The organism is Paenibacillus sp. FSL R7-0272, from assembly GCF_037969905.1.
Classification (GTDB): Bacteria; Bacillota; Bacilli; order Paenibacillales; family Paenibacillaceae; genus Paenibacillus; species Paenibacillus polysaccharolyticus.
Window position 1 is genome coordinate 1,189,259 of sequence record NZ_CP150221.1, and the last position, 23,726, is coordinate 1,212,984.

Sequence of the window (23,726 nt, forward strand, 5' to 3'; positions counted from 1 at the left end):
TATTTCCCTACGATTATACTCACACCTACGCTAAAAAAACGAAATTTATAAACCCTTCTGCTGAACATGTTTTGTTATCAGCAGAAGGGTTTTTCCTTTACACTTTCCTCTTATATTTACCGGTATACGGAATCGTCAGGTGGATATTTAAAGTTTCAATGGAATCCTCCGTGAGAATGAGGTTTTCCCCATCCCCGGATAACTTGTGCCACAGTTTTGGGTTTTTGCGATACAGTTTTTCTTGTAGACCGTATACATCGACTCCCCGTTTTAATCCATTTCGATAGGTTTCCATGATCTGCTCTTTAAGCGTATCCTCGCTTACTTGGGTCATTTCGTCATATGTCATGGGAACGAGATATTCATACAGTGCAGTCAGATATTTGGCATCAATTCGAAAGGTAACTTTCTCTCCTCGGATGATCGGTTCAATTTTTATTGTGGGCAGTCCTACACTGAGTGCCCCATAGATTACCCCGTTTTTTTGAACCAGTAGAGGAGCCCGACGCATACCTTTAATCAACCAATGATAGCCGGACAATTCGTCTCTCGACAAAAAATTGAACTTTTCTCCCATCCTTTCGAAAAAAGCTCCTTCAATTAGAAACAAGTCATGTTCTTTTTTATTTTGCAGCCATAAGTCCTTGTTTAAAGCAATGACAGGTAGATATGTCGTAGTTGCGGGATCATTGTGCTTGGCAATCAGTTCGAAGCTGAGTACAGGTGCAAACAGTGAATTTTCCATGTAGCTGGGCAACGGATTGTGCAGGATACTGTCCAGTGGAGACAAGTTGTAGATTGAAGCGGTGCTCAGAATGTCCAGTAAAGGCTCTCGCGTGCCGTATACCCATGTCGTATATCGTGCTTCCGGAAATCGTCCGAGCATGTCAAACACATCCTTGATGTGCTGGTTGTTCAGCACGCTCTCTGCCATAACGATGGCCGTCACATGCCCCCAGGCAATGTGAAGCTGAGATGCACGCCATAACTCGTTCATGGCAAGGCTCATCGTTTTCCCTTGAGCATGTCCGACCCAGATTGGAGGGGATTCGGCTGTTTTTCCTGAATTATCCGTTTTGGCTATACTTGAAAAATCAAGAGTTTGCACGTAAATATGATACATGCCGTCCTTATATTCAATGCCAATGGCCTTAGCATAATCCACCTGCTGAATCTCATATGCACTCCAGCATCCCGTGGTCAGAAGGCAAAGCGATAGACTTAACATGCCAAGCAACCAGCGGTGTAGTAAGTTGCTCATCGGCCTTTGCCATCCTTACGCGGTTTTTGTGTTTCCAGGTAGACAGGTCTACGTTTTCCCAAACCCGTAGGGACTTTGAACAGAGAGGCAATGGCTTGTTTGAAATTCAGCGGTGTTAAGGGTGTAAGATATGGGATTCCAAACGATTTTAAGTCCGTCAGATAGATTAGAAAAAGGATCATGGACAGAATGAACCCGTAAATTCCCAGTGTCGCTCCCAAGATAAAGCAAAGGAAGCGCAAAATGAGTATAGAACTGGTCATGACTTGATTGACAATGGTTGCTCCAGCTACAACGGTTACGGCAATGACGACAATCATGAGCGGGGAGACCATACCGGCCCGGATAGCTGCATCTCCGATAATTAGACCTCCGACCACCGTTAAGGTCTGTCCAATGGCGCTGGGCAAACGGACACCTGCTTCCCGGAACAGCTCCATGAGCAGCATAATGAGAAACATCTCGATGCCAGACTCCATAGGAAGCCCCATGCGGCCGACAGATATCGTCGCGACGAGGGGAAACGGAATTTGATCCATATGGAAAGAAGTCAGCGCGATATAGAAACCCGGCAAAAATATAGTGACAAATAGACCAATGAATCGAAGCAAGCGACCCATATTCACCGGAAGGAAGGGGAAGCTGGCATCCTCTGGTGATTTGAGCAACAGAAACAGGTTTACTGGCCCGATAATCACACTGGGATTACCGTCTACGATCAGAACGAAGCGACCGCTTAGCAAGCATTCCGATGCAAAATCAGGTCTGCCCGTGTAATGCGTCAAGGGAAATAAGGTGATCTTGGCAGGTGAGAGCAACTCTTCCAGATCATTTGCCGTCATAAGACGTTCGGTTTGAATGGCATGGAGACGATGTTTTATATCTTTGATCAACTCTGGGTTGGCAATGTTTTTCATATACATCAGAGCCACTTTGGTTGCTGAACGTGATCCGATGAGTTCGATACTGCATGCAAGTTCAGCCGTACGCAACCGGCTACGAATCAAGGATACATTGACTGCAAGTGGTTCAATAAAACCATCCCTTGCTCCGCGGATCGAGACTTCTGTCGTTGACTCTTCTGGTGTTCGTGTAGCCATATTGGAGATATCGATGCTCCACATGGTCTGCAGAGAGGGCAAGCATAGGAGCAGATGCCCTTCAAAAACACGAAGCGATATTAGCTCCGTTCCATACTGCGCATCATCAAGGTCAACGCTGTTCCATTGCAGGTTAATATTTTTTTCAATGTCAGGCTTGTGAATGAAATGTGTGATGTCGTAGGTTCGTTTCATTTCCGGCAAGATGATGTCATGGATAATCTGTGTATCGACCATGCCACTGCAATAAGCGACAACCAGCTTCATCTGTCCGTCACCAAGCCGGTGGCTGTCGATAATAACATCATCGGAGCCTGCAAAAAAAGTTTCCAGATGATGCTGATCGATACGGAACGGTTTAGTCCCTGGACGGGTTGGTTTCGTTCGCGGCGTTTGAGCCATGAGCAGGAGCCTCCTTGTCCTTTTTATGAATAAGAGCGGCCAGTGTCAGAAGAGTGGTGATGATTGCCACGTAAGAGAGCATGGCTGGAAATTGAATGTGATCGACATAATAATCAACGTAATCAATGCGCCACCACTGAATGGCCAAAGCGCACATGATCAGCGTGAGACAGAGGATGGTAATGTAGCGTTTCTTAGGTCTGCGGATATCCAGCAGATCAACAATCAGGTACATGGAGATGGCAACACGTGCAAAGGAACCACTGAGCCATTGGTAGATCGAGAGAAAATCAACGTGCTGAAACAGCTTGCCGATATTGACGAGTTTCCATTGTTCGTATGGACTATTCCGCTGTTTCGCCGCTTCTTCTGGCCCGAATTCGACAATGGCTCCGAGCGTAGGCCCCAGCGCCATGCTGATCATGAAGAGGCCGAGCAACAACACATGCCACCAGCGTAGTTTGCCTTTAATGTCATGTTGAAAGAGCATCAACACCCAGATCTCCATGAGTCCCGCTAGAGAGTAGATCATTCCTCGGATAACGGGAGTCCAGCCATGTTCCATGATGGGGAAGAGCTGACTGTAATCTTTGTATTTCATATTGGCCGACATGACAAAGTAGCCAAGCAGAATGACCAAAGGCAACAGGATACTGGAAGTCATCGCGATTGAACGAATGCCTTTGGCTGCTGACCAGGCAGCAACCAGAGCACCTCCACCAGCCAGCACATAGGTCGGTGTAAAAGGGAGATAGGTGGATACCGTCCAGTTGGTGGTTTCATATAAGGTGTGTGTCCCTAGCGAGAAGAGCAACAAGACCGCAGTAATGCGAAAGATCCAGGAGGGAACGACGCCAAACTCACGCGTGATCCAATCGGTCAAGCGCTGTCCGCGAATACGGCGGATAATGATGTACATCATACCTAGGAACAGCATGAACAATGGCGCTGCAGCGAGAACAGAGAGCCAGCCATCTCTTCCGGCCACATCCAGAATGGCGGGGACAGACAAGACGTGACAGACCAGCCCGGCACTGAGCAAAATAATGGAGATGGATAACCAGATGGTGAGCTGTCCTTTTTCCTGATCCATGTCCATCCCCTCCCATTTCGATGTGTTTTCGTTAGATTGTACAGTCTATGAGAAAATGATTCGTTTTTCAGATTTTTTCACAGAAAAATCAGCCCGAGATGGACGGAGGGGAAAGAAAGCTATAACATATAAGAATAAGGTATAGGTCAAGGTATGAGGTGAAAGCTGTGAGAAGTGAGCACTCGCTCACCACTTAAATATTCTAACGATCTCAGATGAGCTTATTTAAGCGAAATGGAGAGTTACGGAATTCTAACGATCACCAGAAGCCTTATTTTGCTGAAAAGACAAGATTAACGCCCATTTTTGAACCAATTCTCCGAAATAAGGTCTCCTGAGATCGTTAGAATATAAAAAGGTGTGATATTGCTCAAATAGCGTTCCTGGTGATCGTTAGAGAATGATAGCATCAGTATCCACTTACTCACTCGCATCGGTGTCCCTGTCCGCGCTCGCCGCAGTATCAGCATTCGCTTCAACAGAGCTATGGACAAGCACTTATAGCACCCGATCTCACTATGTAGCACTTAATGTCACACTATATCGCTCAAGAACAGGGAGGAAACTTGCAATGACGCAATCAACTAAATCACCTGAAGAGATTAAAGTAGGCTTTATTGGAACAGGCGTTATGGGAAAAAGCATGGCTGGTCACATTCAGCGTGCAGGCTATCCGCTTCATGTATACACGCGCACTGCCGCTAAGGCAGAAGCGCTCGTGAAGGAAGGAGCTGTTTGGCATGGAACGCCTGCAGAACTGGCTGCTGCTTGTGATGTGATCATCACCATGGTCGGTTATCCCAAGGATGTCGAGGAGATTTATCTGGGAGAAGGCGGGCTTGTTGCTCATGCCAAATCAGGTTCAACCCTGATTGACATGACCACTTCCAGCCCGCTGCTGGCTGCGCGCATCGCCGAAGCTGCGGAGGCTAAAGGTTTGCATGCCCTGGACGCGCCTGTATCCGGCGGCGATATCGGCGCACGGGACGGCAGGCTGTCCATAATGGTGGGTGGTGACGCGCAAGCTTTTGAAGCGGTGCGTCCGATCTTTGAGCAGATGGGCACCAATATTGTGCTGCAAGGCAAGCCGGGCGCCGGGCAGCATACCAAAATGTGCAACCAGATTGCCATCGCCTCTGGCATGCTGGGCGTATGCGAAGCACTCGCCTATGCCAAGACGTCGGGACTGGACGCGGAGAATGTGCTGAAGAGTATTGCGACCGGTGCAGCCGGAAGCTGGTCCCTCAGCAACTTGGGTCCGCGGATGATCGCAGGCGATTATGAGCCTGGATTCTATGTGAAACATTTTATCAAAGACATGGGCATTGCACTGGAGTCTGCTCAAGCGATGGGCATGAACACACCGGGACTGGCTCTGGCGGAATCGCTCTATCAGGAAATATCGAAGAATGGCTTGGATGAGAAAGGTACACAAGTGCTGTATACGTACTATCTCCAGGCTTAAAAGATGAACATGGGAAGACAGCAGCGGACTCTTTTGATTAGGAAAAAGGGGATGCTGCTTTTTCCTTATATTTTGGAATTGAAGGGAACTTCATATGGATTTGATATGGACTTATTATGGACTTGATGTGCGTCTAAAGTCGCAGGTTTGGGTATATACTGTCGTGCACATTTAACGAAACAATGAATTTGGCCAATGTCTCTTTATTTTTGTTCGACTTTATCCGACATAAGGTATAGAAGTTTTCATGTAAAAGGTACTAGACATCTACATAAACCATAATTCATAAGCCATATTTCATTAACCATTCCAAATAGAACGGAGCTTGCCCATGTTCAAGAAAATTTGGTCTCTGTTCAAGACGCAGCCAGAGCTTGTGAGCCCGCTTACCGATTCTGTTGCAGCTTCGGTTCTGCCGCCAGTTACAGCAATTCCTCCCCGTCTGGCCCGTAGTCGGCGCAAAAAGAAGAAGTCCGAACCCGATTGGATCAGCACACCGCAAGAACCAACAACCGCCGAATTACTGCTTGGTTTGCCCAGTGAATATAGAGTGTTGAACGATCTGCTGGTTACCAATCCAAAGTCACGTTCGGGATATTCCCAGATTGATCATGTTGTGATTGGCCCGCGGGCGATCTTTGTCATCGAAACCCGGAATCTGACAACTGGAGAGATTCGTGGGGGACGCCGCGAAGCGAATTGGTCCGTTAGCAGCAGCAGGGTCAAAATGTATAATCCGCTCATGCAGCACCGCGCCCATGTTGAAGCGATTCAGGCACACCTCGGGGATTACAAGCGTGTTCGGCTGGTTTCCATGGTGACGTTCACGAACCGTTGCCGGATCAGTGTTGATCCAGCCGTAAGGTATGTCAATTCCGATGAAATGATTATTTATGATCATGAAATTGTGGAGACCATTCAGCGCAAAACAGAACGACTGGAGACAGAACTTCCGGAGACCTTATATCAAGAACAGGACACTCAGGCGATCTGGAACATGCTGAACGCAGTGAATTCAACGGATCATCAGATTCGGGCCGAGCACATGGCGAAGGCTAAAGGAATTAAATAAGCAATATATAGACAATTAAATCGCCAGTGCACAGATTAACGATTAACAAGTAAAGGTTCGCAAAAAAACATGAAACAGGGGTATTCCAGGCCATAGTGCCATTCTCCGGAATATCCCTGTTTGTGTTCTATTTTAACCATTAAGGTAAATGAAGCGTTTGAACATGGCTGGTGTGCATGAACCGCGTACCACCTTCAGCATCGATGACTTCAAGCAACTTGTCGTTGATACTTTTGAGCAATCCTGTCTGTTCGGGTTTGTAACCCAGATTTAAAATGACGAGTTCTCCGGCCATTTTTTGCAGCTGTTGATCGAGTGTGCGAGAGAGTGAGATGGATGATGGCTGTATGGGGAAATGTTGATGTTCCATCGCGAACGGTCTGCTATTGGAGGGAGAAGGGATAATATATTTCAGATGATGGATGGAAACATAGACCGAATGATGCAACGGAGAATAGAAGATAAAATAATCGTTCATGATGCTGGTGATATAACCGTGTAGCGTTCGCCGACCAATGGAAATTTCACTAAATCTTCCGCGAGCATTCATTAGTACTTTTCGATAAGAGATGTTGTCATGGTCCATTTCGGGATCAGGTGCAGGTACGTTCAGGCTAGTTGAAGTTTCCTCTGATTTCGTAAAATGCAACGTTTGAATATGATGTAGCGGCACATAAATGTAGCGCTGATTACCGTAGACAACGATGATATCCTCTCCTGCATCAATGACCTCCCCCTGAATAGGCAACTTGCAGCCGGACAATTCAAACTCTATCGTTTTACCTAACCACGTCGTTGCAGATTTCACAGTATACCTCCTCTCAATACAGCATAGCCACCCAGATATATAAGGAAAATAGGCTGATAATTAAACTGATGGGTATCACAATGAAGGTTACTTTCATATACTGTTTCCATGAGATCCGAATATGGTGGGTCCGTAATATATACATCCAGATTAGGGTAGCAAGCGTGCCTATGGGTGTTAATAATGCTCCGATGTCACTGCCTAGTATATTAGCGAGATATGCTAGATGAAGTTGAGTATCGCTCAAATGAAGGTCTGTAACGGCGAATGTTCCAATCATGACCGAGGGCAAGTTGTTGAACAAATTAGACAGCACCGTTAGTAATAACCCGGATACAGCAATCAGACTGGCATTGCCTCTTTCGGCAATCGGGCCTGTAAATTCGGTAATCCATGTTGTCATCCCGGCTCGGTGAAGACTGTCCACAATAATATAAATGCTGAAGGCAAAGAGAAGAATATGCCACGGCGTCTGTGTGACGACATCTTTCAGTCCCGATCGTGTACGATACCACCGTACAGCAAGCATCAGAACTACACCAGTAATGGCGACAATCTCCATGTGTATACCGATCTGCTCAGCCAGAAAGTATCCTGCCCGGATGAACACAACAATCCCGATACAGACACGGAACAACCACCAATCTACATTTGTTTTGGAGTTATCCGATTCAGATTCTGTGGTCTGCAGTGGATGATAGCCTGATCCAGATGAACTTTGCATGGATACGGGGAACTGATGAATAACTTTGGGTATGCTTCTGCGAAAATAATAGAGTAACAGCAAAGTCATGGCGATAATTCCGAGCATGGATGGTACAAACATCATCTGAGTGTAGGTGTTCAGGTTTAATCCAACCATTTTTAAGGCGATCAGGTTAGCGAGATTACTGAGTCCGATCGGAGCGCTGGAAGCTGTAGCGATGAGTGCACCAGAGATGAGGTAGGGCAACTGCTGATGAATTTTGAGACGTAACATGGAACAGATTCGAATGATGATGGGGGTAGTGATCAGAATGCTGCCGTCGTTGTTGAAGAAGATGGTCATGAGAAAACAAAGTAATAGAATCAGCCAGAACAATCGGAAGCCGGAACCTCGTGCCTTTTCAATCATGTTCACAGCGATCCAGCGAAAGAAGCCGATGCTATCCAGAATAATGGACATGACAATGGTGGAGAGAATCGTAATCGCTGCGCCAGATACAATTTCGAAAATGCCCAGGATATGCCCCAAACTGCTTACACCGGTCAGGATAAGAAGCAGCGCCCCAAGCGAAGTAGGAATAGATTCATTTAATCCGCCAGGCCGCCACATCAGGAAAATGACAGTGATGATAAATACCCCGAAGGTTAACCACAACTGGTAATCAGGCATTTACTGTGATTCACCTCCCAGGGGGAGAAGTCCTTGTGAAGACTGTTTCAGATGCTCATGAGTCGAAGTGGGCCTTCCCGGCATAACAATCCAATACAAAGGCACACCTGTCAAGACGATTGCGATAAAGATCAGCATGATCATTCCCCCCTTTAAACTGGTAGTAACTTAGCTCCTTGTGCTTCTCTAATTACCGTTTGCCACCAGACTTATTTCCGCGAGATTGATTTCCCCGTGATTTGTTACCACCAGACTTGTTACCACTCGATTTATTCCCGTGAGACTGATTGCCACGCGACTTGTTGTTGCCTGATTTATTTCCCTGTGATTTGTTTCCGCACGCTTGGTTGCCTGCACTGCGATTCCCTTGGGAACGATTGCCGCCAGACTGCGTATTTTGTGTTTTATTCCCTTGGCTTGTGTTTTTACCGTTGTTGCCGCTGTTATTGCTATTGTTGTTGTTGCTACTTCCACGAACCAGGGAGACGGATTTCACATGTTGTAAAGGAATGCGGATGATCTCCTGATTTTTCAAAGTCAGAATTAATTGACTCTGGTTGGCATCGGCCAGGATGCCTTCCACTTTTTCCGGGCCTCCGCGGTTGATCTGCACAGGACGGAAGCGAAGTGCCTGCATAACGCCAAGGAATGTGTTCGCCGGAATCGCATTCCCCATAGGTCCTCTGGCTCCGCCGGAACGACCTGTGTCTGTAATACTTTTGACATGAGCATCATTCACATACACCATACCTTCTTTGCAGCTCACAGCCATGTAGTCCCAGCGTACATCCATTAATGTGCCTTGGATTGCATCGGGTCCACCACGATTAATCTTGACTTCTCTTCCAACCAAACCTCTCATTCCCTGACCATTCATAGACATTGTATTTTGCCCCTTCCCAGATATAAGTTCAGATAGGCCGCTGACGGTTGTTCGTTGAATCCCTGCCACTCGTCATTGGAGTCTGTCTGTAGTTTAATCATATGTGTACCTAGCATCTGAGGAACCAGCAGACAACCATTTATATAGTAAATTGGCAGTAATCTATGAGAAAAATGGTGATTTATAGATTAGTGTGATATGTTTTCAGCAAATTTACATTGTGACTTCGCGGATGGTTCCATAAATGGGCTGTGCATTCGCCCTTACGGCCTGCTGTGCTTGTGCATAGGATGATGTAATAGCCTACGGGCTTAACTCACAGGTGACCGAAAGGCGGATGGAAATGACTCTACCTGTCTACCACATCCATGTGTCGACGAATGAATACCAGCGATTAACATCGAACATATGGTCAGAAGCGTTTGTAAACGGCACGATGCAGATGGACGGCAAGCAGCTTCCCATTCGAATTCGGTACCGGGGTGGGCATACACGCGCTTATGAGAAAAAATCATTCGAGATTCGTACGGCAAGCCGTACGTTCCACTTCAATGCGGAATATGATGACCCTTCACTGTTACGGAACGCACTTTCATTTCAGTTCTTTGAGTCCATTCGAGTTCCGGCACCTGCTACGCGCCACTGTGTGCTGTATCTCAATGATCAACTCGCAGGGGTGTATGTAAGAATTGAAGGCGTGAAGTCTTCTTTTTTTCGCCAGCGGAGAATGCCTGTCCGGAGTATTTTCTATGCCGTCAACGACAACGCCAATTTTGCATTATCAACCGGATCAACTCATTCAGAAAACAGCCAGTTATCTGGATACAGCCTGATCCGCGGCGATACAGAGGACCGCCGAAGGCTACGCAGGTTTATTCAACAATTGAATATGAAGTCCAAGATGGATCTGTTTCGTTTTTTACAATCGCGGGTGGATATCGATAACTATTTGCGATGGTTGAGCGGGGCTGTGCTGACAGGCAACTTCGACGGCTTCCATCAGAACTATACATGGTACGAAAAAGTAAAAAGTGGAAAATACGGTATCCTTCCTTGGGATTACGAAGGGACTTGGGGGAGGAATTGTTACGGCGCCAAGGTCAATCCGAATCTGGTTCGCATTCAGGGGTACAATAAACTTACGGGGCGTTTGCTCGCATTCCGCACGTTCCGTGAGCAGTATAAGAAGCTGATGAAACAACATTTGGAGGGTACCTTTACGGAGAAAAGAATCATGCCGCTAGTATATCGATTACACGATGGAATTCGGGAAGATGTAGGGAACGACCCTTATATGAAGTGGCCCATGAATGTCTTTCTGAATGAACCGGAGAAGATTCGCACGTATGTGAGAGAGCGGCGTGAGTACGTAGGCACCGCGTTGAAACAGCTGTAAAAGGGTGCCGAGGCAACGGGCGACGCTGCCTTGGGGATTTTATTTATAAGTTATATTAGTTGAACTATTCTTTTTACACGTTAACGAAGAGGATAGAAAAAACCTGGAAAAGGGCAGCTTTCGCCTAAAAGCTTTCTGGAAGAAAGCTACTTTGAAAGCAAATGCTTCACCGGATTTTCCCCTTGAAAAAGGGAATCCAAAAAATCTGGGGATAACAGCTACCCTCAAGGTTATTCTTTCATCGGAGTGGACTGTGTGAAATTTTTAGTTCAACTTATATAGCCTGTTTTTGAGCAGTCGATTGCAGCTTAAAATTTGAGGTTAATATTAAGAATGAGAAGAACATAACGGTGTGCAGATGGAAAATGCGATATAATAGTCGTATTGGTTACGTGAAATTTTACATAGCTTTAAAGAAAGAGAATAACGGAGCTGATGGTGTGATTGTAATGCAGTACCGCCAGTAACGTGCTCCGGGCCGGAGGAATGGGAATGCTCAAGCTGTTCGTTCACTTGAAAAAGTACCGGGTTGCCGCCATTGCAGCATTGGTTATGATGCTGATTGAATTAACGGTGGAGCTGGCTCAGCCTTATCTGATCTCCAAAATCATTGATAATGGCATTCAGCAGGGAGATCTGACCGTCGTATGGATGTGGGGGGGCGTGCTGGTCGGCAGTGCGGTTATCGCGTTTGCGGCCGGGATTGCCAGTTCATTCTTTGCCTCGCATGCGAGTCTTGGATTCGGGTATGATCTGCGAGAGAAGCTGTATGACAAGATGCAAACGTTTTCCTATGCCGTGTTCAACCGTTTTGCGACATCATCGCTAATCACACGGTTAACTGGGGATGTGACTCAGGTGCAGGATACCATCTTCATGAGTCTTCGCTTCATGACCCGTGTTCCGCTCGTGGTGATCGGGAGCATGATTATGGCGATTGTGGTCAGTCCGAGGTTGGGCTTGTTGCTTGTTGTCATGGTGCCGGTGTTGCTTGTTGTTGTGATCTGGATGATTAAAAAGGCAGCGCTGCTGTTCCGCAATGTGCAGCGCAGACTGGATGCCGTGAACGGTGTCATCCAGGAGAATCTGACAGGCATCCGGCTGATCCGTGTTTTTGTACGGATGGGCCATGAGATTGAACGCTTTGCCGGTTTCAGCGGCAAGCTGATGAAAGGCACGATCTCTGCGCTTCGCCTGACGGAGACCACGATGCCATTCATGTTGCTGATGATGAACGGTTGTATTATCGCCGTACTTTGGTTTGGACGGAAGGATATCGTATCAGGTTCTGCAACCGTTGGTGAAGTCGTTGCGGTCATTAACTATCTGTTGCGTACGATTGGAGCGATGTCGGCGCTCTCCTGGATTTTGGTTACATTCTCACGGGCAAGTGCTTCAGCACAGCGTCTGAATGAAGTGTTTGAAACCGAGGATACGTCAGAGACGGAGCGTACGAGTCAGCGGGAACAGGCCGGACACATGGATACCCAAAGCTCATTGAATCCTTTGCATAGCTCTGGTTCCTTACAGCATAAGCAGGAACAACGAGCCGTACAAGGTGAAGTTGAGTTCCGCGGAGTTGGTTTCAGTTATCCCAATAGTGAGATTAAAGTGCTGGAAGATATTACGTTCTCTGCAAAAGCAGGTGAGCGGATTGCGATTATGGGAGCTACCGGATCAGGAAAATCCTCTCTGGTGCAACTCATTCCACGCTTGTATACGGAAGAACAAGGTAAGGTACGTATTGATGCTGTGGATGCATCCGAGCTGGATTTGCCTACCCTTCGTAAAGCCATTGGTTATGTTCCTCAGGAAGTCGTACTGTTCACGGGTTCTGTGCGTGAAAACATTGCTTGGGGACGAGAAGATGCCACGATGGATGAAATTGTGGAAGCGGCAAAGCGGGCTCAGATTCATGAGACCATCGAGCAGTTGCCGAACGGATATGATACGTTGCTCGGTCAAAGGGGTGTTAACCTTTCGGGTGGACAAAAGCAGCGCCTCTCCATTGCGAGAGCTTTGGTACGCCGTCCGAGCATACTTATTCTGGATGACAGCACAAGTGCACTCGATGTAGCTACTGAAGGCAGGCTTCTAGGTGCACTGGAAGACCTCTCCTGTACGACGTTTCTTATTACGCAGAAGATCAGTTCAACCACTTCGGCTGACCTGATTCTGCTCCTGGATGATGGACGCCTGATTGGACAGGGAAAACACGAAGACTTGATGGAGTCGTCGGAGTTATACCGCCGAATTCATGAATCACAATATGGGGAGGGCGCACAGTATGTTCAAAGCAGTCATTGAGCCTTTCCGTCAGCCACAGCCTGTTCTGGATTCCGAGTCACTCCGTTCAGGGAGCCAGCGTAAGCCGAAAGTGAGAGCCAAAAACTGGTCAGGCACGCTTGGTCGGATCTGGAGTTATCTCTCACGCCGCAAAGTCAAGCTTTCACTTGTGCTTCTGATGGTATTTGCCAGCTCTGCGCTGGCTCTGCTTGGGCCTTATATGGTCGGTGTAGCAGTGGACCAATTTATCGCCGGAGAGGTGACCAGTTCAAGCTGGACCTGGTTTCTACTCGGACTGGTAGCGGTGTATGTACTCTTTTCACTTACATCCTGGCTCCAGAATATATGGATGATTGAAATTGCGCAGGAGACAGTATTCCGTATGCGTTATGATCTGTTTGCTCATCTACATAAGCTGCCGATTCCGTTCTTTGGGAAGCGCCAGCAAGGTGAGATTATGAGCCGGGTCACCAACGATATTGAGAACGTCAGCAGTACGCTGAACAGCTCAGCGATTCAGATTTTTTCGAGTGTGTTAACGCTAATTGGCACATTAGGTGTGATGTTGTGGCTCAGCCCGTTGCTCACGTTACTCACATTTATTGTTGTACCTCTAATGGCTCTGGGGATGCGCTGGATAACGCGCAGAACGGGTCCGCTTTTCAAAGAGCGGCAGCGAAATCTGGGGGAACTCAACGGTTATATTGAGGAAACGTTATCCGGACAGCGGATCATCAAGGCTTTTTCGCAGGAAGAACGGGTCATTCGCGGCTTTGAGGAGCGTAATATGCGCATTCGTATTTCCGCATTCTGGGCACAGACGATTTCAGGTTTTATTCCAAAACTGATGAACGGACTCAACAACCTGAGCTTTGCAATCGTCGCGGGGATTGGCGGTATTTTGGCGATACAGGGTTCCGTTACGGTAGGGGTTATCATTATTTTTGTGGAGTATGCGCGTCAATTCACACGTCCGTTGAACGATCTGGCAAATCAGTGGAACACGCTGTTGTCTGCGATCGCAGGGGCAGAGCGGGTGTTCGAGGTGCTGGATGAGGATGAGGAATCCAAGGATGAAGGGGCTGCAATTGCCTTGGATAATATTCAGGGCAACGTTCGGTTCGATAAAGTCTCCTTTGGATATGATGAGGGTCGTGATATTCTTCGTGACATCAGTTTTGAAGCGAAGCCAGGCGAGATGATTGCGCTGGTCGGTCCAACAGGAGCAGGCAAAACAACGCTGATTCAGCTCTTATCCCGTTTTTATGATCCGACAAGTGGAACGATTACGGTGGATGGGCAGAAGGTGACAACCATTCGGAGGGAAAACCTGCGGTCGCACATGGCGTTTGTGTTGCAGGATTCATTTTTGTTCCAGGGAACGATTCGTGAGAATATCCGGTTCGGACGTCTGGATGCAACCGATGAAGAAGTGGAGATTGCCTCCAAGCTGGCAAATGCACATTCCTTTATAATGCGAATGAAGAACGGGTATGACCGTGTGCTCCAGGCGGACGGGAGTGGCATTAGCCAAGGACAAAAGCAATTGCTTGCTATTGCCCGGGCCATCCTGGCTGATCCGTCCATTCTGGTATTGGACGAGGCGACTAGCAGCATTGATACGGTGACCGAGATCAAAATTCAGGAGGGATTGGAACGTCTCATGCATGGCCGCACCAGCTTTGTTATTGCCCACAGGCTGAATACGATTCGTCAGGCTGACCGCATTCTGGTACTTAAGGACGGGAAATTGCTGGAGCAGGGTTCACATGATGAGCTGCTGAAACAGGGTGGATTTTATAGTGAGCTGTATAACAGCCAACTGCGGAAGAAAGCACAGTAGAGTGTAGGCTGGCATGAAGCAAGCAGGAGAGTGGGACTTAGGCTAGCGATGTAACAGCAGAAGGATTGGAGCTCGGAAGGGGGCTTCAATCCTTTTTATATATGTTGATATGTGCAGTGAAGAAAAAGATATTGATCCTTGACAGAGAGGAAGTCACAGTTGTATATTTAGTTCGTGAATAGTTAGATATCTAACATTTAGAGATTTGATCTGTTCGAGTAAGTAAGTAAGTAAGTAAGTAAGTAAGTAAGTAAGTAAGTAAGCGAACAGTGATGAAACAAATTAAAGAGAAAGAAAAACAGGAAGGAGAGAATTCATGCGCGAAAATACGCCGTATTCGGATCTGTTTCAGACGATCGGCATCAAGATCAAACGCAAAGCCGATGAGCAGGTTAACGAACTGGGATTGAACGCACAGCAAGGAAGAATCATTGGATATATCTACGAGCATCAGGACGAAGGATTGATTCAGAAAAATCTGGCTGACGTCTTCAACCGCAGAGATGCAACGATTACAAGTATGTTAAAGGGACTGGAGAAGAACGGTTATATCGTTCGTAAAATTCCAGCGGATAATGAGCGGCAAAAGAATCTGTACGTGCTGCCGAAGGGCGAGCAGGTGATTCAAGATATAGAGCAGATGTTTGCGACCGTGGAGAACGAGATTGTGAAAAGTTTGACGGATGAAGAGCAGGCAACATTGATGCGTTTGCTGACCAAGGTGAATCAGAATTTATAAGCTTGATTACGGTAACTGGGGATGTATAGAGCAGATGAACTGCTCTTCAGCAAAAACTTAGAATTCAAACTATTAATGTTCTATTAATCAAGTTGTAAATGTAGCTGTCATTGTAAATGTAGCTGTAAATGTAATTATGAACGTAAATGCATCAAGCTGTATATTTCTTTGCAGAATATTATGAACTTCGATTCGTATTTTTTTAAACAAATACTTAGAAATCTAATTGTTAAAGGGTTAAGAAAGGTGGAAGTTAACATGAAAGAAAAACATTCAAACTCCTATTATCTGGATAAAGCGCCTGTCCACAAGTCGATTATGCATTTGTCCATTCCGATGATGCTTGGTATGTCAGCGGGAACGTTATACAACCTCATCAATGCGTTTTTTATTGGTCTGGTTCATGATACGGGCATGTTTAGCGCCATTACGCTGGGACTGCCGATCTTTACGGTATTAATGGCTTTTGGCAATATGTTCGGGGTTGGCGGTGGCACATTCATTACACGCTTAGCGGCAACGGGAGAGCAGGAAAAAGCAAAACGGGTCGCAGGATACTCCTTCTATTCCAGCTTGGGCATTGGTTTACTGATTGCCCTGATCGCCTGGTTGTTCATCTCACCTATTGTTCAGGGACTGGGAGCGGATCAGGCTGTATATGAATACACCAGTCAATATGCCATTACACTTTTGGCAGGCGGGGCTATCGTTATTCTCAATTTTACACTGGAACAGCTCGTTCGATCGGAGGGAGCTTCGAAAGAATCCATGATCGGCATGTTTATTAGCATCGCAGCCAGTATCGTTCTGGATGTGCTACTGATTCTAGTATTGAATTGGCATGTGGTTGGAGCTGCATTATCCATTGTATTAGCCAATGCGTGTTCTGCGGCCTATTATGTTTGGTTTTTGTCCCGCCGCAGCGAGAATTTGAGAGGGTTTCTGGGACATTGGAAACTTCAGGTCAAAGACCAGATGGAAGTATTCAAAATCGGAGTTTCCGAGTTGCTACAGACCTCTTTTCTAATCGTATCTACGCTGTTACTGAACCATTATGCCATGATCTATGGAGAAAGCGTAGTCGCGGGATTCGGTATTGCTTTACGGGTTGTACAGCTTCCCGAGTTTCTTGCAATGGGGATCTTTATGGGGATTATCCCACTGGTGGCACACAGTTTCGCGAGTAAGAAGTTTGGTCGTTTAAAAGCCACGTATAAGCAGGCTTCGCTGTATATCATCGGTATTGGTGTTCTGTTTATAGGCGTTGTATATATGTTCAAGGAACCTGTCATTCGGTTATTCTCTTCGGATGCAGCCGTACTGGAGGCGGGAAGTTCAATTCTGGTAGCGATGTTGATCTCTGCTCTGTTCACTGGATTAACAGGATTGTTTACAGGTATTTTCAAAGCAGCGGGAGAAGGCATCCCGACCAATGTCATGGCGATATGTCAGGGTACGCTGTTTATTCCGGTAATTATCGTATTCCATAAATTCTATGGCCTTACAGGTATCATCTGGTCTATGACAGTAACGGAGATCATTACAAGTGCGCTGGGACTTATCCTGTTTGCTTACCACTACAGACGCGTGAATAGAATGCACAAACAGGTTGCTGTTTGAAAGGAGATGTACATGGATATATACTATTGCTTTTAATGGTAAAATATACCATTACGTGATAGAAACAGGTGGATATACTGAAATGAGTTCATTGTTCACAAGGAGGTTGTCCATCTGTTTTGAAAAATCCCAAACTTGCATATCGGCTTATATTCTTCAATGTGATTTATGGAATAACCCTCTTGCCTTATCCGGTTGTGCTGATCATGAGTGTGTATTTATATGCCTATCGGGAATCAGGTGCACATCCATTGTTAGATACAATTGCGGCGGTCCTCATGGCTACGTATCCCATTGGTGTGTTAGCTTCCTTATTATGCTGGGCGTTCTATCATTCTGGCAAAAGCAAATGGGCAACCGCAACTGCAAATTTGTTTCTGCTCTGGTTAGGGGCTTTTCTCATTGTACTGCTTCTCTCGGATTCATTGTTTTAATAGGGCAATGTAGATCCTACTACTGATTCCATAGTCTTCGTTCCATAAAAAGTAAAAAGGGCGAAACCGGATAAAGCCGGCTCCGTCTTTTTTCACGTACTCGTCTAATTCTCGTTTTCTCACAATCCAAACTTCAGTTGGTGACCTTCCAGTTATTCACTTCCCGAACTTGTAACGGATGGTGCCTGCGAATGAAGTCTTCCACCAGTGCGGCCATGTCCGTGGCGCCTTCGTGTAGCACCTTTTTGCCCGGATACATCGCATAATCTCCACCGCCTGCCGCGCGGTAACTGTTCATCACGACGGAGTATGTACCATCCATCTCCAGCGGTTTTCCATCACGTTCCAACTTCACCACACGGCTATCTACAGGCTGTGAGATGTTCAGTTCGTATTCGATGCCAGCCCACATGTCGTAATTGTAGTGTTGAGGTTTGGGCTGCATATACGCCGGATTTACGACCACTTCTCCGGATATGTTCAGTTCGAAATAACGTGCAGTCTGCTCTAAAGCCTCCCGAATATCCTTTCCGCTGAGTTCAAGCACAGTTAGAGTGTTGGGATAAATGAAGTTTGATAACACATCCCGCACCGTAATTTGCTTGCCGAAACCACGAGCTTCTTCGCTAAGCATAGCCGTATTGGAAAGCTGGGCTCCGGTTGCTTCCATCTGCACCTGATGTACAAAATCAATAAAAGGATGCGCCTGCAGCCGTAGCTGGGTGGCACTGGATATCGATAAATCCCCGTCTCCGGCTACTTCGCCTATCGGCTGATCCAGCCATGTTTGTGCCGAAGCTTCCAGCTCATTAGTTAGCTTCATTACTGCAGGATCAGGCCTTAGATCAGGGTAATCCTCAAGCAACTGCAACTTCGCTTTTTTCTCCGTTACCACCCATTTGCCCGTGTCCGGCGATTGCTGAAGTTGCACAGACACTTGACCGAGTCCACTGCCATTAAACCCTGGTTGAATTACAGTTACTCCATGGATTTCGCCTGTCAATTGGCGATGCTGATGACCCGTCAGTAGTACGTCAATGCCATCAATCTCTCGGCAGATGGCATATGCCTGATTTTCCCCCGTTAAGCGCTCCGCGGGTTCACCCGTCTCCAGATCACACTCGAATCCCCCATGATAACTGACCACCAGCACATCGGGTTGTTCATGTTCCCGAATGTACTTCACCCAAGTACGAATCGTATCCATCGCATCCATAAAATGCAGCCCTTCAATATTTTTTGGATGCTCCCAGTTGGGGATGTAATGGGTGGTTGCACCGAGCAAGGCGATTTTTACACCACTAGAGAGTGTCTTGATCAGATACGGTTCGCCAAAAGCCGGAATGGCTGCTCCTTCAGGGACAAGCGGAAGTTCTGCAATATTGGCAGACAGCCAAGGAAAGGAGGAACCTTCCACCGCATCGCGCAGCAATTCCTGACCATAGTTAAACTCATGATTACCCATGACCGCTGCATCATATCCCAGCTCATTTAAGACGTGAATAAAAGGATGAGTCTGCGCTTTGGAGCCATGAGAAGCTGCATAAGAAGCCAGAGGGGAGCCTTGCAGCAAGTCTCCATTATCGATTAGCAGTAATTCAGGCGAACGTTCACGTTCCTGCCGAATCAGGGAAGCCAGCAAAGCAAGACCGGCATGACGATATGCGTTGGTATTGTAATGGATCGGGCGAATTGCTCCGTGAAGGTCACTTGTGAACAAGATATCGAAGTTTGTCGTAGGGGGAATGCGTGTCATTTTACAATCTCCTCTAATATATAAGTTTAGATATATGGCATAAACCGTAGAAAGAAGCAGAAGAACTAGCCTGAATAACGGGTGTAAAGCCTTAATCCAAGCGTAATTTCTCCGAATTCATCGACCATAATGAGCCTATTTTAACAGAAGAATGTCACGTTGACAGCCTGCCAGGAAACTTTACAAAACTCCAAATTTCGTTTCACATCACGCAAATATTTGCCAATTATAGTAGACAAGTATTGAAAATCAGAAAAACTTTTGGAGGGTGTTCGATTGAAGAAGTCTGCTTTATTTTTACCATTGTTGATTTTGGTACTGTTCCTGAGTGCATGTGGGTCTAATGCTACATCCAATTCGTCAAACGGCGCTGAAGCCAATTCAAGCGCGTCCGGCACATCAACCGACACAGCAGAGAAAGACAAAACCGCTGAAGGTTATGTACCTACGGAACTGACAGTGCAATTCGTTCCTTCACAGAATGCAGACACCCTTGAAGCAAAAGCAAAACCGCTGGAAAAACTGCTTGGCGACAAGCTGGGTATTCCGGTAAAAGTCAGCGTATCCACGGACTACAACACGATTATCGAAGCGATGGCTTCCAAAAAAGTAGATGTAGGTTTCCTGCCTCCGACGGCTTATGTACTTGCGAAAGAAAAAGGAGCAGCACAAGTCATTTTGCAAGCACAACGTTTCGGTGTAAATGATGAGACTGGCGCTCCGACAGAGCAACTGGCAGATTCGTATAAATCGATGATTATTGTCAAAAAAAACTCCCCGATCCAAACGGTTGAGGATCTGAAAGGGAAGAAAATGGCTTACCAGAACGTAACGTCTTCCGCTGGTTATGTATGGCCTGCAGCCTTGTTGCTGGATCGCGGCATTGATCCGCTCAAGGATGTACAGCCTGTAACCGTTAAAGGCCATGACCAAGCTGTTCTTGCCGTATTGAACGGTGACGTAGATGCAGCAGCTATTTTCCAGGATGCCCGTAACACGGTTTCCAAAGACTACCCGAATGTGTTCAAAGATACACGTGTACTTGCTTTCACTGAGCCTATTCCTAACGATACGATCGCCGTTCGTACCGACATGAACGCAGATTGGACAGCGAAGATCAAACAAGCCTTCATCGATATCGGTAAAGATACAGAAGGTCACAAGATCATCAAAGAAATCTACACGCACGAAGGTTATGTGGAGTCCGATGACAGCAAGTTCGATATCGTTCGCCAGTATAACGAGAAAGTGAAAACCGAGTAGTTTTTCGTTCCAACAAGCCATTCGTGACTTTGCACAGTGAACAGGCCAGTTCAGCGTAATTGACGCTGTTCTGGCTTGTGCCGTTATTATAAGTTTCTGCTAGGGAACAGCGGAAACGATATATGTCGAACTTTTAATTTACACAACAACGGAGAGGGCAGAAAAAACCTGGAAAAGCGGAGCGTTCGCCTTTATCACCGGATTTTACCCTTGAGAAAAGGGAATGAAAAAATCTGGGGATAACAGCGATTGTAAGGTTATTCTGTCATCGAAGTGCCTGTGTAAATCATCCTTTAGTTCAACTTATATCGATAAATATTATGGATGAAAGAAGGATTAACGCGATGATTGAGCTTCACAACGTGACCAAAACGTATGCAAACGGCACGAAAGGCCTCAATAACATAAATTTGAAATTTAAGCAGGGAGAATTCATCGCGGTGGTCGGTTTGTCTGGTGCAGGCAAATCCACATTGCTGCGGTCGATCAACCGGCTGCATGATATTAGTGAAGGTGAAATTTTGATTAACGGCAGTTCCATCACCAAGGCGCAAGGCAAACGCTTGCGTCTGATCCGCCGGGATATCGGCATGATCTTCCAGAGCTTTAATCTGGTGAAACGATCCAGCGTGTTGCGCAATGTACTGGCTGGTCGGGTGGGGTACCATTCCACACTTCGTACCATTTTGGGTCGTTTTCCGAAAGAGGATGTGGAACTGGCCTTTGATGCATTGGATCGGGTGAATATCTCGGAGAAGGCTTACTCTCGTGCAGATCAGTTGTCTGGTGGACAACAGCAGCGTGTGGCGATTGCCCGTGTACTCGCTCAGGAAGCCAAAATTATTTTGGCCGATGAACCGGTGGCTTCACTCGATCCGTTGACAACGAAACAGGTCATGGATGACCTCAAACGGATTAATCAGGATCTCGGCATTACAACGATTGTTAATTTGCACTTTATTGATCTGGCGAGAGAATATGCGACACGTATTGTTGGTTTGCGGGCAGGAGAGGTTGTATTTGATGGTCCGGTGGAAGAAGCGACGGATGAGCGTTTTGCTGAAATTTACGGAAGACCGATTCTGGCGGATGAGTTGTTGGACAAGCAGGCTGTGCATGAGCAGGGAGAAGTGCTGGTATGAAAGGACAATCCAACGTTTCACTTGAACATGAAGGGCGCTCAGGTGCAGGCAAGGAACCTGGTTCAAGCCCGAAGCAGATCGTGAATCGCCCCAAACCACCGGGGAAGACCAAACATCTGCTGACATTAGTCATCATTGTGCTACTCTTGTGGGCGAGCGCCAAGCAGACGGATGCGAGCTTTGCAGAACTGTTCACGGGTGGCCCGGAGATGTGGAAGCTGCTGAAGGAGATGTTTCCGCCGCGCTGGAGTTATTTTGACAATATCGTACAGGGCATGCTGGAGACGATCCGTATGGCTTTGCTCGGGACAACCATCGGTGCAATCATTGCTATTCCTATTTCCATCATCTGTGCAGGTAATTTGGCGCCGAGCCGCTGGATCTACTATCCGGCACGTTTTCTATTAAATCTGATTCGTACGGTCCCGGACTTGCTACTTGCTGCGTTGTTCGTTGCTGTATTTGGTCTGGGGCCGGTACCGGGTATTCTCGCACTGGCTGTATTCTCGGTAGGTCTGATCGCCAAGCTCACCTATGAAACGCTGGAGACGATTGACAAAGGACCGCTTGAAGCGATGACCGCTGTGGGCATGAACCGAATTCAGCTTATTGTCTATGGTGTCGTGCCGCAACTGGCAGCTCAGTTTACGTCTTATGTACTGTATGCCTTCGAAATTAACGTACGTGCCGCCGCCATCCTTGGACTCGTCGGAGCGGGTGGTATCGGACTTTATTATGAAGCTACACTTGGATTCCTGGAGTATGACAAGACGAATACCATTATTATTTTCACACTGGCCATCGTTCTGATTATCGACTATGTGAGCACTAAGCTGCGGGAGAAATTGTTATGATGAAAAATGAAGCGAGCCGTATTCGGCCAAGACCCAAACCACGGAAAAATCCGCTGCGCTGGCTTATCATTCTGCTGTTAATTCTGGTCTATGCGTGGGCGCTTGCGGGTGTACCCTTTACCGGATTCAAGGAAACTGCCGGACAGATCATGAAAGCTATTATTGCGGGTATTTTCTCGCCCGACTGGAATTTCGTATATTTGCCGGAAGGCGAGGATTTGCTGCGCGGACTGCTGGATACTCTGGCGATTTCTGTGCTGGGTACTGTGATCTCCGCTGTGCTTTGTATCCCGTTTGCCTTCTGGTCTGCACGGAACATGAGTGGCCATCGGGCGATCTCTGGGGCGGGTAAAATGATGCTTAGTTTCATCCGTACATTTCCCGAGATTATTATGGCTTTGCTTTTTATCAAGGCTGTAGGTCCCGGATCATTCGCAGGAGTGTTAGCCCTCGGACTTCACTCGATCGGGATGCTGGGTAAACTGTACGCGGATGAGGTTGAAAATATTGACTACGGCCCGTCCGAAGCGTTACTGGCTTCCGGAGCGACCCGGATGCAACAGCTCTGGTTTGCCATCTTGCCGCAGGTTATCCCGGGGTTCCTGAACTATACATTGTATCGGTTCGAAATTAATGTTCGTTCTGCCACGATCCTCGGTGTGATCGGCGCAGGCGGGATCGGAACACCGCTGATCTTTGCACTCAGCACACGTAACTGGCCGCGTGTCGGTATTATTCTGCTCGGCATTATCGTGATGATCACGATCATTGACCTGATCTCGGGTTATATTCGGAAGAAGCTGGTTTAGGTAACGGAATGAAGTGGTGGAGAGAAGGACTATCTTTTGCTGGATGATACGGCAGTGGATAGTCTTTTTTGTTGGTTTTAAATCAACAAGCTCTAAATGTAGTTATATGTTGGTAGTTGCCTAAT

20 protein-coding genes are annotated in these 23,726 nt (G+C 46.9%); 12 read left to right on the forward strand and 8 right to left on the reverse strand.

Annotated elements, in window-relative coordinates:
* Positions 1-97: 97 nt before the first annotated feature.
* From MKY23_RS05105 to MKY23_RS05115, 3 genes are read right to left on the reverse strand one after another with little or no spacing between them, the layout of a single operon-like run.
* The gene (locus tag MKY23_RS05105) at positions 98-1,261 is read right to left on the reverse strand and encodes a Ger(x)C family spore germination protein (protein WP_339835937.1); all 1,164 of its coding nucleotides are present in this window, start codon (positions 1,259-1,261) and stop codon (positions 98-100) included.
* Entirely contained in the window at positions 1,258-2,763 is a 1,506-nt protein-coding gene (locus MKY23_RS05110) for a spore germination protein (RefSeq protein WP_154984593.1), read from the reverse strand. The genes MKY23_RS05105 and MKY23_RS05110 overlap by 4 nt, the downstream gene beginning before the upstream one ends.
* Positions 2,720-3,856, reverse strand: coding sequence for an endospore germination permease (locus MKY23_RS05115; RefSeq protein WP_339835942.1), 1,137 nt, complete (start codon positions 3,854-3,856; stop codon positions 2,720-2,722). The genes MKY23_RS05110 and MKY23_RS05115 overlap by 44 nt, the downstream gene beginning before the upstream one ends.
* A gap of 571 nt (positions 3,857-4,427) precedes the next feature.
* On the opposite strand from MKY23_RS05115, the gene MKY23_RS05120 reads away from it, so the two are divergent.
* The gene (locus MKY23_RS05120; RefSeq protein ID WP_154984591.1) at positions 4,428-5,321 is read left to right on the forward strand and encodes an NAD(P)-dependent oxidoreductase; all 894 of its coding nucleotides are present in this window, start codon (positions 4,428-4,430) and stop codon (positions 5,319-5,321) included.
* Between the two features lie 331 nt (positions 5,322-5,652).
* Positions 5,653-6,393 carry a nuclease-related domain-containing protein gene (locus MKY23_RS05125; protein ID WP_339835946.1) on the forward strand — a complete coding sequence of 247 codons (741 nt, stop codon included), beginning with the start codon at positions 5,653-5,655 and terminating at the stop codon, positions 6,391-6,393.
* Between the two features lie 139 nt (positions 6,394-6,532).
* On the opposite strand, the gene MKY23_RS05130 is transcribed toward MKY23_RS05125, so the two are convergent.
* From MKY23_RS05130 to MKY23_RS05145, 4 genes are read right to left on the reverse strand one after another with little or no spacing between them, the layout of a single operon-like run.
* On the reverse strand, positions 6,533-7,201 hold the full coding sequence (locus MKY23_RS05130) for a DUF2642 domain-containing protein (protein ID WP_308722344.1): 669 nt from the start codon (positions 7,199-7,201) through the stop codon (positions 6,533-6,535).
* A 13-nt stretch (positions 7,202-7,214) separates the two neighbouring features.
* The gene (locus MKY23_RS05135) at positions 7,215-8,576 is read right to left on the reverse strand and encodes an arsenic transporter (RefSeq protein WP_308722345.1); all 1,362 of its coding nucleotides are present in this window, start codon (positions 8,574-8,576) and stop codon (positions 7,215-7,217) included.
* The gene (locus tag MKY23_RS05140; RefSeq protein WP_167375667.1) at positions 8,577-8,714 is read right to left on the reverse strand and encodes a hypothetical protein; all 138 of its coding nucleotides are present in this window, start codon (positions 8,712-8,714) and stop codon (positions 8,577-8,579) included.
* Between the two features lie 52 nt (positions 8,715-8,766).
* The gene (locus MKY23_RS05145) at positions 8,767-9,459 is read right to left on the reverse strand and encodes a hypothetical protein (protein WP_339835952.1); all 693 of its coding nucleotides are present in this window, start codon (positions 9,457-9,459) and stop codon (positions 8,767-8,769) included.
* 337 nt (positions 9,460-9,796) lie between these two features.
* Here MKY23_RS05145 and MKY23_RS05150 point away from each other — a divergent pair, with 337 nt between their 5' ends.
* The 6 genes from MKY23_RS05150 (at position 9,797) to MKY23_RS05175 (ending at position 17,777) form a co-directional block, all read left to right on the forward strand.
* Positions 9,797-10,855, forward strand: a complete 1,059-nt coding sequence (locus MKY23_RS05150) for a CotH kinase family protein (protein ID WP_339835955.1) — start codon at positions 9,797-9,799, stop codon at positions 10,853-10,855.
* A 486-nt stretch (positions 10,856-11,341) separates the two neighbouring features.
* Positions 11,342-13,162, forward strand: coding sequence for an ABC transporter ATP-binding protein (locus tag MKY23_RS05155; protein WP_339839216.1), 1,821 nt, complete (start codon positions 11,342-11,344; stop codon positions 13,160-13,162).
* Positions 13,143-14,984: an ABC transporter ATP-binding protein gene (locus tag MKY23_RS05160; protein ID WP_339835958.1), complete on the forward strand. Its 1,842-nt coding sequence runs from the start codon at positions 13,143-13,145 to the stop codon at positions 14,982-14,984. Before MKY23_RS05155 ends, MKY23_RS05160 begins: the two co-directional genes overlap by 20 nt.
* A 316-nt stretch (positions 14,985-15,300) precedes the next feature.
* The gene (locus MKY23_RS05165; RefSeq protein ID WP_090917655.1) at positions 15,301-15,723 is read left to right on the forward strand and encodes a MarR family transcriptional regulator; all 423 of its coding nucleotides are present in this window, start codon (positions 15,301-15,303) and stop codon (positions 15,721-15,723) included.
* Between the two features lie 258 nt (positions 15,724-15,981).
* On the forward strand, positions 15,982-17,343 hold the full coding sequence (locus MKY23_RS05170; RefSeq protein WP_339835961.1) for an MATE family efflux transporter: 1,362 nt from the start codon (positions 15,982-15,984) through the stop codon (positions 17,341-17,343).
* 119 nt (positions 17,344-17,462) lie between these two features.
* A complete protein-coding gene (locus MKY23_RS05175; protein WP_339835964.1) occupies positions 17,463-17,777 on the forward strand; it encodes a hypothetical protein in 315 nt (104 codons plus the stop codon).
* A 133-nt stretch (positions 17,778-17,910) separates the two neighbouring features.
* On the opposite strand, the gene MKY23_RS05180 is transcribed toward MKY23_RS05175, so the two are convergent.
* Entirely contained in the window at positions 17,911-19,533 is a 1,623-nt protein-coding gene (locus tag MKY23_RS05180; protein ID WP_339835967.1) for a bifunctional UDP-sugar hydrolase/5'-nucleotidase, read from the reverse strand.
* 276 nt (positions 19,534-19,809) lie between these two features.
* On the opposite strand from MKY23_RS05180, the gene MKY23_RS05185 reads away from it, so the two are divergent.
* The 4 genes from MKY23_RS05185 to phnE (MKY23_RS05200) all read left to right on the forward strand — a co-directional run bounded on the left by MKY23_RS05185 (position 19,810) and on the right by phnE (MKY23_RS05200) (position 23,601).
* Positions 19,810-20,796 carry a phosphate/phosphite/phosphonate ABC transporter substrate-binding protein gene (locus tag MKY23_RS05185; protein ID WP_339835970.1) on the forward strand — a complete coding sequence of 329 codons (987 nt, stop codon included), beginning with the start codon at positions 19,810-19,812 and terminating at the stop codon, positions 20,794-20,796.
* Between the two features lie 344 nt (positions 20,797-21,140).
* Entirely contained in the window at positions 21,141-21,938 is a 798-nt protein-coding gene (gene phnC, locus MKY23_RS05190; protein WP_090917664.1) for a phosphonate ABC transporter ATP-binding protein, read from the forward strand.
* A complete protein-coding gene (gene phnE / locus MKY23_RS05195; RefSeq protein WP_260510943.1) occupies positions 21,935-22,792 on the forward strand; it encodes a phosphonate ABC transporter, permease protein PhnE in 858 nt (285 codons plus the stop codon). Before phnC ends, phnE (MKY23_RS05195) begins: the two co-directional genes overlap by 4 nt.
* Positions 22,789-23,601, forward strand: coding sequence for a phosphonate ABC transporter, permease protein PhnE (gene phnE / locus MKY23_RS05200; protein ID WP_154890680.1), 813 nt, complete (start codon positions 22,789-22,791; stop codon positions 23,599-23,601). Before phnE (MKY23_RS05195) ends, phnE (MKY23_RS05200) begins: the two co-directional genes overlap by 4 nt.
* The last annotated feature ends 125 nt before the right edge of the window (positions 23,602-23,726 follow it).